Source organism: Arthrobacter sp. MMS24-T111 (assembly GCF_054888995.1).
Genome location: NZ_JBTZRO010000001.1, coordinates 283847 through 296495, shown reverse-complemented (window position 1 = coordinate 296495; position 12649 = coordinate 283847). Strand labels below are relative to the sequence as shown.

Here is a 12649-nt window from a genome sequence, read left to right as displayed (position 1 = left end):
GTCAAGCGTGCGGGCGCCGGTTGGCCTGAGCCCGTACGCTGGATGGCGTGGAATTATCGCAGAGCACCCGGGCCGTCATCATCGGCGCCGGCCCCCGGGGCACCAGTGTGCTGGAGCGGCTGCTCGCCCACACGGCCGCGGCGGGGCACCACCTGCGGCTGCGAATCGACGTCGTGGATCCATACCCGGCGGGCCCGGGCCATGTCTGGCAGCCGGGGCAGTCCCGTTTGTTCCTCATGAACACCCAGTCCTTCTATCCCACGCTGATTCCCCAGGACCCGTCGCTGCCGCCGCCGGTTGCCGGTACCACGTTCGATGAATGGCGGCTGATGCAGCAGAGGGATCCGCTGCCGTCCCTCACCGATGACGAACGGGCCGAAATCGCGGTGCTGGGTTCGCGGGACTTCCCCAGCCGTGCCCTGTACGGCCGGTACCTTCGCAGCACCTTGGCGGACGTGCTCGCCAAGGCCCCAGACGGCGTCACCATCGAATTCCACGAAACGTCCGCGCTGTGGGCGCGCCCCGCCGGGGACGGAATGTTCGACGTCGGGCTGGCCACCGGGGAGAGCATCAGGGCCAACTCCGTGGTGCTCGCCCTGGGACACGTCCCGTCCCGCCTGAACCCGGAACAGCGCGACCTCCAGGATTCGGCCGCGCGGCTGGGTTTGCAGTACTTTCCGCCCGCCGCGCCCGCGGATGTGGATTGGTCCCGGATCCCGGCCGGCGAACCTGTCCTGGTCCGCGGCATGGGACTGAACTTCTTTGACACCATGGGACAGCTCACCGAAGGCCGCGGCGGAAAATTCGTCTCCACCGGCAACCGGCTCGAATACGAACCCTCCGGCCAGGAGCCTTTGATCATCGCGGCCTCCCGGCGCGGCACCCCGTACCGCGCCAAGGCCGCCTTGGACGGCTACTACGCCCCCTCCGTCAGGCTGCGCTACCTGACCGAGGCCGCGATCGGGCGGCTGGACAAGGCAGGAATCCGGCCCTCGTTCGACCACGACCTGTGGCCGTTGCTGCACCGCGACACCCTGTGGGCCTACTACTCCACGCTGGTGCGCTCGCAGCCGGGAGCGGTCCCGGACGCGCCGGCATTCCTTGCCGCGCTTGAGGAAGCCCTGCAGCCGCATGCGCACAGCGCCGGGAAGTGGGAGGACGGGGTGGACAGTGTCCTTGCCGTCCATGTCGGCCCGAGGCACCGCCTGGACCTGCTGGGACTGGCCGCTCCGCTGGCGGGCCGTTCGTTTGCGTCCCGGGCCGAGCACGACGCCGCCGTGGTGGAATTCCTGCTCGACGATGCACGCCGTTCCGCGCTCGGCGAGGACGATCCGGTCAAGATGGCCATCGGCGCCCTGCACCATGGACGCGCCGTGCTCAAAACGGCAGTGGCCGACGGCGGCATCACCGACGAATCCTGGGTGGCCGGACTCCGCGGCTGGTTCGAGTCCTTTGTGGAAGGCCTGGCCAGCGGGCCGCCGGCGCTCCGTTCCGAACAGCTCGCCGCGCTGGCCCGGGCCGGGGTGGTCAGTTTCGTTGGGCCGGACCCTAAATTCGGCGTGGACCGGAAGTCGGCGCGGTTTACCGCTGCCTCCCCGTGGGTTTCCGGGCCGCCCGCGACGGCGCGGACCATGGTGGAAGCGCTGGCCCCAGGCAACCGGGTATCAGCCAACGAATCCCCGGTTCTGGAACAACTGCTGGCGGACGGGCTGGTCCGATCCAAACTGATGATGACCGCCGAAGGCGCCCCGGTGGAGTCCACCGGACTGGACGTGGAGCCCCACCCGTACCGGCCGGTGGGGGCCAACGGGTCGGTGACGGCGGGCTTGTTCGTGCTGGGACTGCAGCTGTCATCGGCACAATGGGGCACCGCCATCGCCGCCGAAGCCTTCCAGCCGGGCGGCCCCGCCTACCGCAGCGGCCAGCGCACCCTCCGCGATGCCGACGAAATCGCGGCGGCCATCCTCAACAGGGGTTAACCCAGCCAGGGCTTAACACCGATGCGCCACCACTTCCGGCCCCCAAACCGTTGGAAGGGAACCGGAAGTGGCGGCGCATCCTGGGATCAGCCGCGCAGGCAGGCCCGGTACGCGGCCATGGCCTGTCCGTAGTTCGCCTGGCCCTTGAGGTCCGCGGGCCGGGTGGGCTTGACCGGCGGGACGCAGACCGGCTGCGACGGAGTGTCCGCCGCAACCAGGACCGCAGTCCTCACCACCGTGCCGGATTCGACGGCGGTGAGCACCAGGGTGCCCGTCCCCGCTGCAGCGCCGGCCGGCACGGCAAGGTTCACGGCGGCGGCGCCGGCGGCGACCGGGACCGTGCCCAGCTGGGTCACCGTGCCGGCGGAGTCCGTGAACGAGGCCTCCAGTGCCGTGTTCACCGGGCTGCCCAGCGACGTCAGGTCAAGCTTGGACACCGTCAGCGTGAGCGGTTCTCCGGGCTTGACCTCAGCGGCAGTGGTATTGGTGACAGCCACCGAACGCCGGGCGAAGTCCGGGGACACCGGGCTGCTCTTCTGGAGGTACCCGATCCAGGCATCCCGGTCCACCAGCCCGGAATCGCGGGTGTTGGTGCCCGCGGTGAAGATCCGGAAGTTGTCGCCACCGGTGGCCAGGAAGCTGAAGGTTCCCACCCGGTAGGACTTGGCCGGGTCCAACAGGTCGCCGTTCACCCGCACGGACGTGATCCGGTCACCGGCCGGGCGGGCGGCATCGTAGGTGTAGTTGACGTTCTTTGACAGGCCCAGCTGCAGGTAGGCCCGGCTGGGAACCGTGCCATCGGGGTTGGTCTGCCACTGCTGTTCGAGCAGCGTCTTGAACTGCGCACCGGTCAAGGACGTGGTCCACAGGTTGTTCACGAACGGCAGCACCGCATTGGCCTCGGCGTAGGTGATGGTGCCGTCCGGTGCGTAGTACAGCTCGTTGCGCAGGCCGCCGGAATTGACGACGCCGATCTCCGCGCCGCCAAGCTCGGCCGGCTGCAGGGAAGAGAGCAGGGAGTCGGCCACCAGGTTGCCCAGGGTGGATTCGCTGCCGCGGTCATCGCGCTTGGCACCACCGGTGGCGTCGGTGGTGAACGCCGTGGTGATGTCCTTGGTGACCGAGCCGATGGGCTGGTTGCCCACCACGGAGGCGTCCGCAAGGGCCCTCTTCACGATCGCGTCCACGGCGGCCACGCGCGGGTAGGCGGCCACAAGCTCTGCTGCGGCGTCGGTGGTGCGCTTGACGTTTCCTGCTTTGTACCCGGTCACACGCTTGGTGGCCGTGTCCACGGTCAGCTGGATCTGGCCCACGTTCTCACCGTAGTTTCCTGTCTGCACGATCGGCCGGGTCTTGCCCGCGGCGCCCGGCACGGGGGCGTCCCAGGCGTACTCCTTGTGGGTGTGGCCCGTGAAGATCGCATCCACCTCGGGGGAGGTTTCGGTGACCAGCTTGGCGAAGGGACCCCCGGCTGCCACTTCCTGCTCCAGGGTGGCGCCCTCCACCACCCCGGAACCGGCACCGTCGTGGTCTTCAACGATGATCACGTCCGCCAGCTTCTCCGCCGTGATCCTGGCGGCCACCCGGTTGATGGCGTCCACCGGGTCGCCGAAGTCGAGGTCTGCGATGCCGGCGGGAGTCACCAGGGCGGGGACTTCCTGGGTGACGGTGCCGATCACGGCAACCTTGATGCCGTTCAGGTCCAGCACCGTGTACTCCGGCAGGACCGGTTCGGTGGTGCCCTTCTTGTAGACGTTCGCGCCCAGGTAGGGGAACTTGGCGTTGGTGCCGCCGGCGATGACGCGGTCGCGCAGGTCCGCCCAGCCGCCGTCGAACTCGTGGTTGCCCACGGCGGACGCTTTCAGCTCCAAGGCATTCAAGACGTCGATGGTGGGCTGGTCTTTGGCGACCGCGGACGCGAACAGCGAGGCGCCGATGTTGTCCCCGGCCGACAGGAAGGCCGTGGCACCCGGAGTGGCTGCGGCGCGGAGCTTCTCGATGGTTCCGGCGACCTGCACGGTGTTGGAATCGATCCTGCCGTGGAAGTCGTTGATGTTCAGGAGGTTCAGGTCAACGGTGGCAGGGACTGCCGGGAGGTCCAGGCCGACCACCACGGGGTCGTGGTCGCTGGCGCGGAACTGGTTCGGTGCGTAGTAGTCGGTGACGTTGTTGTTGTAGCGGCTGTACTCCAGCGCCACGGATTCCACCGAGTTGATGTTCCAGATGTCCGCACCGGTGACCACCGCGTTGGCCGCCGGGGAGGCGAGGATGTGGTCCAGCGAGCCCACCAGGCCGCCGAAGAGGTACGAGTGCTTGGCCGTGCCGTCGGCATTCCTGGCCTTGTCGTCCTGGTTGACATACCCGGCGCCGGTGAGGACGTTGATCGGGTCTTCCTTGCCGTACGAGTTGAAATCGCCGATCAGGAACACCTTGTCGGTGCCCTTGGACTTCTGCAGCTCGTCGGAGAAAGCCAGCAGGGACTGAGCCTGGGCGGTGCGGGCGAGGTTTGAATTGCCCTGGCCCTTGTCGGTGTCGTCCGGAGTGGCAGCCGAGCCCTTGGATTTGAAGTGGTTGGCGATCGCGATGAACTTCTTGTCATCAGGCGCGCCCACGGGCTTGAAAACCTGGGCCAGCGGCTTGCGGGCGCTGGCGAAGGCGACCGTGTCCTTGTGGATGATGGATTCGCCCACCGGCTCGGCGGCGGCCTTCTTGAAGATGAACGCAGTGCGGATCATGTCCTCGTCGGCCAGCGGGGGTGCGTTCGCGGGGGTGCGGACGTAGTCCCAGATGCCCGGGGTGGGGATGTTAAGGGCTTCCACGAGCTTGGCCAGGGCGTCGTCCCGGTTCTTGCCGAACTGGGCGGAGTTCTCCACCTCCATCAGGGTGACGACGTCGGCGCCGGACTTGGAGATGGCGGCGACGATTTTGTCCTGCTGGCGTTTGAAGTTCTCGGCGTTTGCTGCGCCGCGGACGTTGCAGCCGCCGCTGACGGTGATGGGGTTGCCTGCGCGGTCGGTGTAGAACTTGCAGCCGGCGACCTGGTCACCGGTGGTGGGGAAGTAGTTCAGCACGTTGAAGGACGCGAGCTTGAGGTTGCCGCCCACGGCAGCGGGGGCCTCGGTGCGGGTGGCGCCGAAGCGGGCCGGCTGGACGGTGGCCTTGTTGGCCTCCGTCAGGTGGGTCAGCGGCTGGAACTTCCAGGAGTTGTTGGCGTAGCCCAGCACCACGTTGGTGGTGAAGCTGACCGGCGAGCCCACCCGGACCGGATCCGCGGGGGTGAGGTAGGGCAGCACTTCGGCCTTGGTGGTGGCGTCCTTGAGGAAGTTGGTGCTGGACCCGTCGTCGAGCTTGATGCCGCGGGCGGCGTTGTCAGCCACCACGGCGGCGTATTCAGCCGAGCCGTAGGGTGCCACGGCGGTGGGCTGTTCCAGTGCGGTGGTGCCGCCGGCCAGGCCGATCTCGCCGTACTGGTTCAGGCTGTAGTTGTCACTGACGGTCATGGGGCCCTGTGGTGCCAGCAGCATGCCTTCCAGGGACTCGCGGAAGGCCTCGCCGGCCGGAAGCGTGAAGATGGTGGGCTTGACCTCGGGTGCGGCCTCGGACAGTTTGGTGAGGCCGGCAGCCGCCGTGACGTTCAGCTGGGTCATTCCGTAGTACTCGGCAACCGTGCCCGTGATCTGGACGTAGTCTCCGGCCTGGACCGAGCCCACCGTGGCGGGCGAGTAGACGAAGATGCCGTCGGAGGCGGAGTGGTTGGTGGCGCTCAGGTCGCCGCCCGTGCCGGGGGTCTGGATGTAGTAGCCGTTCAGTCCGCCCGTGGGAAAGGCCGCGGTGACCTTGCCTTTGGTGGTGACGGCGGCTCCGGCCAGCGGGCTTTCGGCACCGGTGCCCTGGATTTCGGCGATGGTTTTGTCGACTGGGTCCGGGACCGGTGTGGGGTCAGGTGCGGTACCGCCGGACGACGTCGGGGTGATGGCGGCGCTGAGCGTGAAGTCAGCGGCATTGCTGTTGCTGTCCGCGCCGCCGGTCCGGTTCAGGCTCTTCACATCGGCGTTGGAAGCAGGTGCCGCGGCGGCCTTGGTCTCAAACGTGTTGGAGCTGCCGTAGCCCAGGAGGTCGGCCACGCCTGCGGGCTCCACCACAGGACCGGTGGAAAGTCCGACGGCGGTGGGCTGCTTGGCGAGCACAATGGTGCCTCCGCTGCCGCCGAAGTTGAGCGCCCCGGCCACGAGGTCCGGTGCGGGCAGGTCGGCGCCACTGGTGCCGTTGCTCCCGCCCTGCACCAGGTAGTGGCCCTTGGCGGGAATGGACCCCGACAATGCGGCCACTGCGCTGGGAGCGGCCGTTCCGGTGGCGGAGCGGTACTGTACCGACCAGCCGTCAAGGGACACGGGTGCGTCGGAGCTGTTGTACAGTTCGACGAATTTGTTCTTGTACGCGGCGCCGCTGCTGCCGCCGCTCAGGTAGGCCTCGTTGATGACAACGGGGGATGTGCCGGCCGCGGCTGAGACCTCCGCGGCCGCCGGAACAGCGGCCAGCGGGGCTGCGATGAGCCCCGCTGACAATGCTGCGCCGAGCGCTAACTTCCAGGGTGTTTGATGCATCCGCTCTTACTTTCATTGAGGAGTACCGGGTGGGTGGTCCGGTGGGTGCGTCCATGCTTCATGGATCGGACTGGGCAGGAATGTGCCTGGCCTGTTGGTTGTCCAGGCACATGACAACAGCACTGAATGAACGCAAGGTTGCTGGCGTGCATTCGGTGGGGCGTTCCCCAGCGGAGCGCCCCACCGTCCGGCCCGGGCTTTTCCCCAAGCCCGTTCCGGAGATGCTGGTGGCGGGAGTGATGCTCGCCGACAACCCGGGGGTGTGCCGGCAGTCACAAACGATACCCGCCAGTAGCATTGCGTCCAGGTGTTTGCGGCGGCTTTATCCAAAGAATTTACGTACCGGCAACACGGCCGGTCCGGGGACTTAAAGCAAAAAACCCCTGGCAGCCGGTGCCGGCTGCCAGGGGTTCCCTTGCGGAAGGTAAGAGATTCGAACTCTTGGTACGGGGTTACCGCACACTGGTTTTCAAGACCAGCTCCTTCGGCCGCTCGGACAACCTTCCTCAGCTAGTAGTGTTTCATAGGCACTTGCCTGCAACAAAACAGGCCGCGGGCAGGAGTCCGGTGCACACTGGTTGCAGCCAGGATTTGAATCAGGAACGGGAGAGGTCCATGAAAGCCGTCTACATCTCAGAACCGGGCGGCCCGGAAGTGCTGGAAGTCCGCGACGTGGATGCGCCGGTACCCGGCCAGGGCGAAGTGCTGATCGATGTGGTGGCTGCCGGCTTGAACCGGGCGGACGTCCAGCAGCGCCGCGGCTTCTACCCGCCGCCTCCCGGTGCCTCCGAAATCCCCGGGCTGGAAGTATCGGGCCGGATCGCAGGTTTCGGCCCCGGCGTCAGCAAGCCGTTCTCGGTGGGGGACAAGGTGGTGGCGCTGCTGGCCGGCGGCGGTTACGCCCAGCAGGTGGCCGTCCCGGCCGAACAGGTGCTGCGCGTGCCCGAAGGCGTTGACCTGGTCACGGCGGCCTCCCTGCCCGAGGTGGCGGCGACGGTATATTCCAACCTGGTCATGACAGCGCAGCTGCAGCCGGGCGAGACGGTCCTGATCCACGGTGCCACGGGCGGAATCGGCACCATGGCCATCCAGCTGGCCAAGGCGTTTGGCGCCAGGGTTGCCGCTACGGCAGGCACGGACGAGAAGGTGGGCACCGCCAAGGCGTTCCTGGGTGCGGACATTGCCATCAACTACAAAGAAGAGGACTTCCCCGAGAGCCTCCGCCGCCAAAATGATGGCAAGGGTGCCGATGTCATCCTGGACGTCGTGGGGGCCAAGTACCTTCCCCAGAATGTTGATGCCCTGGCCGATTACGGCCGGCTGGTGGTGATCGGGCTGCAGGGCGGCACCAAGGGGAAGCTGGACCTGGGGCTGCTGCTAAAGAAGCGCGCGGCCGTGGTGGCCACGGCGTTGCGGCCCCGGCCCGTGGCGGAGAAGGGGGCCATCATGAGTGCCGTCCGGGACGCCGTGTGGCCGCTGATCGTGGATGGCAGGATCCGCCCGCTCGTCGCCAAGACCTTCCCGCTGGACCAGGTCAGCGCGGCCCACAGCTACTTCGACAGCGGGGACCACGTGGGCAAGGTCCTCCTGGTCATGTAGCACCTAGATACTCAGTATTGCCGTAAACGTACTCCGCCCGTTAGTGTGGTCCATACGCGGTATGCACGAGTCTTGGGGGCTCGTGCATACCGGTAGATGCCAGCCCGGGGGAGCACAATGTCCATACGCCACAGCCTCCTCGCCCTGCTGCAGGACCAGCCGCGCTACGGCTACCAGCTGCGGGTCGAGTTCGAGAACCGCACAGGGGCCACCTGGCCCTTGAACATCGGGCAGGTGTACACCACGCTGGACCGGCTGGAACGTGATGCGCTGGTGGCCAAAGACGGCGACGACGGCGAGGGCCACGTCGTCTACAGCATCACCCCGGCCGGCCAGGCCGAGGTCCGCAGCTGGTTCGCCGCGCCCGTCGAACGCAGCAACCCGCCCCGCAACGAGCTCGCCATCAAGCTCGCGCTCGCCGTGACGCTGCCCGGCGTGGACGTCCAGGCCATCATCCAGGCCCAGCGCGTGGCATCCATCAGGGCCTTGCAGGATTACACCAAGGCCCGCCGCGACACCGCGGCGAACCAGCGCGCGGCGGACACCGCCTGGCTGCTGGTGCTTGACTCGCTGATCTTCCAAACCGAAGCGGAGGTCCGCTGGCTGGACCTCTGCGAGGCCAGGATGGTCCAGCAGGCACAGTCCGCCGCGGCGGCCACTGCCCGGAAGGCATCCAACGGGGCCACGGAAGATTCCCCGCTGAACGCGGACGCCCGCCGGTGAGCGTCCAGGGGCCGCAGCAGGTCCTCGAGCTCGCCAAAGTCGGCAGGACCTTCGGTGCGGGCGCGACGGCGGTCGCCGCGCTTCGCGATGTCGACCTGACCATCGGCGCGGGGGAGTTCGTGGCCGTCATGGGCCCCTCGGGCTCCGGCAAGTCCTCCCTGCTGGCCCTGGCCGGCGGCCTGGACCGTCCGACGTCGGGCGCTGTCTTCGTGGAGTCCACGCCCCTGGCGGGGCTGGGACTGAACGAGCTGGCCCGGCTGCGCCGCCGCGCAGTGGGGTACGTGTTCCAGGATTTCAACCTGGTTCCCACGCTGACGGCCGAGGAGAACGTGGCACTGCCCCTGGAACTGGACGGGGCATCGGCCAGGAAGGCGCGCCGGCAGGCAGCCGACGCGCTCCGGCAGGTGGGGATACCAGAGCTCGCCTCCCGGTACATGGACCAGATGTCCGGCGGCCAGCAGCAGCGCGTAGCCATTGCCCGGGCCATCGTGGGCCAACGGCGGCTGATCCTGGCCGACGAACCCACCGGGGCCCTGGACTCCACCACCGGCCAGGGGGTCATGGAGGTCCTGCGGTCCCGAGCCGACGCCGGCGCCGCCGTCATGCTTGTCACCCATGAAGCGCGGCATGCCGCCTGGGCTGACAGGGTGGTCTTCCTCAGAGATGGCCGGATCATCGACCAGGCCACCGCCATGCACGACCCCACCATGCTCCTGACCCAGGCCGGACTCTGATGCCGTTGGACGTGGCTCCGGCGCCCCATGGCCGCCGGAGCAGCCTTCGCGTTGCCGTGCGGCTCGCGCGCCGCGACATCGCCCGCCACAAGGGGCGGTCCCTGCTGATCATCCTGCTGATCATGGTGCCGGTGGCCGGGATGACAGGTGCAGCCACCCTTTACCAGAGCTCCCAGCGGACGCCCGCGGAAATCGTGGACTACGAACTCGGCCGAACGCAGGCCCGGTTCAGCGCCCTCCCGGTTCCCGGCGCCGATTCGCTCCAGGACCCGCTGAACGATGCCATGGTGGCCTCCAGTACCGGCCGCTACGACCCGGACTTCAAGCCGGCCGACCCCCGCGATGTCCTGCCGGCAGGCTACCAGGTCCTGCCACAGCGCCAGCTGCAGCTGACCACCGGGGTTGGGGAAGCCCTGGTAGCACTGCAGGGCAGGGAAGTGGACGCACTCAATCCGGCCTTTGCCGGCAAGTTCACGCTCCTGGACGGACGGCCCCCGCACGGCGCGGCGGAGGTCCTCGCCTCACCCGGGCTCATGGCCCGCTTCAACCTCGCCTTCGGCCAGGAAATCACGACGTCGGCAGGAACCTTCGTGCCCGTCGGCACCATTCGCGATGCCGGGGCCTCGGACGGCAACAGCTTCCTGTACCTGCAGTCCCGCCAGGTGCCCTCGAATCTTGCCGCCGGACCGCAGGCCCATCTGTCGGTGTCGTACTACCTGGTAGGGCCTGAGCCCGTGACATGGGATTACATCAAGGACGCCAACAGCAGAGGCGTCGCCGTGCTGTCCCGCAGCGTGGTCCTGGACCCGCCGCCCCTCGAACAGCGCGTCGTCCCGGGTTCGCAGCCCCACAACGACTCCTCTGCCCTGATGGCCGTCTACGCCACCTTCGGCCTGGTCGGCGCGCTCGCACTCCTGGAAGTTGGCCTGCTGGCCGGCGCCGCGTTCGCCGTGGGAGCCAAGCAGCAGGTGCGGGAGTTGGCGCTCCTGGCATCCTCCGGGGCAGAAAGCCCCACCATCCGTGCGGTAGTCACCGCAGGCGGACTGTGGCTCGGCGGCATCGCTGTTGCCGCGGGGGCCGCGGTGGGGCTGGGGGGCGCTGCCGTCGTCGTCCATCTGGTCCGACTGGCCGGATCCGTCCGGCTGGCGGGCGTGCACCCGGACGTCCCCATGACCGTGGCCGCTGCGGCCATGGGCCTGGCGGCCTGCGTCCTCGCAGCCATGGTTCCGGCCCGGCAGGTGTCACGGCAGGCGGTGCTTGGCGCGTTGAAATCGGGCCGGGCACCGGCTCCGACGACGCGGCGCTCCACTCTTGCTGGTGCCGCGGCTCTGGTGGCCGCGGCGGTGCTCCTGGTGGCCGGCTGGGGGCTGGGCACGTCCACCACCGATCCCGACCAGCGGGCCGCGGAGCTGCCCCTGGTGGTCACTATCCTGATCCTCGGTGCCGTGCTTGGCGTTGCCGGCCTGGTCATGGTCACCGGCTGGCTGGTTCTCCGCCTGACCTCCCGCACGCAGTGGATGACCCTGTCCCTCCGGATGGCGGCACGGGACTCGGCCAGGAACCGGGGACGAAGCGTTCCCGCCGTCGCCGCAGTGCTTGCAGCCGCGGCGCTGGCCAGTGCCGCCATGGTGCTCTCGGCCAGCCAACAAGCGGGAATGCGGCAATCGCACTGGTGGGGTGGGTTGGAAAACCAGGCGTCCCTGCCCCTGGTGGTGGACCCGCCGATGGGTGCCGGCGGCAGCAGGCAGCCGCCCGTGCACGTGGACGCGTCCGCACTGTCCGCCGCCGTGGCCGGGGCCCTGGGCGCGGTGGAATGGACCCATCCCATCACCGCCCCGGAAAGCACCCGCACCTGCATGGACGGCCAGGCCGGCCCCGGGCTGCCGGCCCGGACGTCCTCGTCCAACTGCCTGCAGTATTCGCTGGCCCTGCCAGAGGCCAACGCGTGTCCGCGAACGACGCAGGGGAGGCTGGCGGATCCGGGTGATTGGCGGTGCCGCGGGTCGATGGCCCTTCGGTCGTCCTACGACGGGACGGTCCTGGTGGGCGGCGAAAAGGATATTCGCGCCGTGCTCGGCCGGGACGCCACGCCGGAGGCCCTTGCCGTGCTGAACGCCGGCGGGATGGTGGTAACCAACCCGGTTTTTGTCAGTGACGGACACGTGCTGCTGCAGGCACAGGACGTGCGGACCCATGAGGCGGCGGTGCAAGGGCCCGGCACGGTCCCGTCCACGGTCAGCAGCAGGCCGCTCGCCGCGGCAGTGCTCGAGCCGGTGGTTCCCGTCCCCTATTACGGCGTCGTCTCACCCGAAACGGCGCAGCGGCTCGAGTTGCACCCGGAACCAGCGGCCCTGCTGGTCCAGTTGGCCGGCGCCCCGTCGGAGGCGGAAACGGATGCGGCGTCCGCCGCGGCGGCATCGGTCTACGGGCTGCCGGGCATGACCTTCCGGGCTGAACCGGGCATCTCCCAGGGCAGCCAGTGGACCACCTGGGTCATTGTCGCCGTCAGTGCGCTCATCACCTTCAGCGCTGCGGGGATCACCACAGGCCTGTCAATGGCGGACGCCCGCGCAGACCATGCCACGCTGGCCGGGGTGGGCGCCGCGCCCCGGTTGCGGAAGGCGCTGGCCGGGTCCCAAGCACTGTTCACCAGCGGCGTCGGGGCGGTGCTGGGAACACTGGCTGGAACCGTGCCCGCCGTCCTCCTGGCGCTCTCCACCGACCTGCGGACCGCCGTCGAGGTCCCGTGGCTGCACCTGTCCGTCCTCATGGCGGCGGTGCCGTTGACGGGGGCGGCGCTCGCGTGGGCCCTCACCCGTGCCAGGCTGCCCATGTCACGGCGCAGCCTGGGGTAGGAACAGGCGTCGGCAGCCGCCCACCGCGTTCCCCGTACCCGTTTGCCGCTCGTTCGTCGCCGGTTCGCCGCCGCTCACCGCACAGCCCCGGGGCGCGCCGCACACCGCCGTTCCTGCCCGAGGGAGCCTTGGTAGGGTGCCGGTTAGCAGAAGCG

General features: G+C 68.7%; 6 protein-coding genes and 1 tRNA gene. 5 read left to right on the top strand and 2 right to left on the bottom strand.

Annotated elements, in window-relative coordinates; genetic code table 11:
• Nucleotides 1–47: 47 nt before the first annotated feature.
• Nucleotides 48–1979: an FAD/NAD(P)-binding protein gene (locus ACX5I6_RS01325; protein ID WP_461839189.1), complete on the top strand. Its 1932-nt coding sequence runs from the start codon at nt 48–50 to the stop codon at nt 1977–1979.
• An 86-nt stretch (nt 1980–2065) separates the two neighbouring features.
• Here the strand turns inward: ACX5I6_RS01325 and ACX5I6_RS01320 are convergent, their stop codons facing one another.
• Both ACX5I6_RS01320 and ACX5I6_RS01315 read right to left on the bottom strand, forming a co-directional pair.
• Nucleotides 2066–6583, bottom strand: a complete 4518-nt coding sequence (locus ACX5I6_RS01320) for an ExeM/NucH family extracellular endonuclease (RefSeq protein WP_461839188.1) — start codon at nt 6581–6583, stop codon at nt 2066–2068.
• 418 nt (nt 6584–7001) lie between these two features.
• Nucleotides 7002–7089: transfer RNA gene (locus tag ACX5I6_RS01315), tRNA-Ser, on the bottom strand.
• 109 nt (nt 7090–7198) lie between these two features.
• On the opposite strand from ACX5I6_RS01315, the gene ACX5I6_RS01310 reads away from it, so the two are divergent.
• From ACX5I6_RS01310 to ACX5I6_RS01295, 4 genes are all read left to right on the top strand, one after another.
• Entirely contained in the window at nt 7199–8182 is a 984-nt protein-coding gene (locus ACX5I6_RS01310) for an NAD(P)H-quinone oxidoreductase (protein WP_461839187.1), read from the top strand.
• A 117-nt stretch (nt 8183–8299) separates the two neighbouring features.
• Nucleotides 8300–8905, top strand: a complete 606-nt coding sequence (locus ACX5I6_RS01305) for a PadR family transcriptional regulator (RefSeq protein ID WP_018762375.1) — start codon at nt 8300–8302, stop codon at nt 8903–8905.
• Entirely contained in the window at nt 8902–9639 is a 738-nt protein-coding gene (locus ACX5I6_RS01300; RefSeq protein WP_461839186.1) for an ABC transporter ATP-binding protein, read from the top strand. Before ACX5I6_RS01305 ends, ACX5I6_RS01300 begins: the two co-directional genes overlap by 4 nt.
• Nucleotides 9639–12494 carry a hypothetical protein gene (locus tag ACX5I6_RS01295; RefSeq protein ID WP_461839185.1) on the top strand — a complete coding sequence of 952 codons (2856 nt, stop codon included), beginning with the start codon at nt 9639–9641 and terminating at the stop codon, nt 12492–12494. Before ACX5I6_RS01300 ends, ACX5I6_RS01295 begins: the two co-directional genes overlap by 1 nt.
• Nucleotides 12495–12649: the final 155 nt, after the last annotated feature.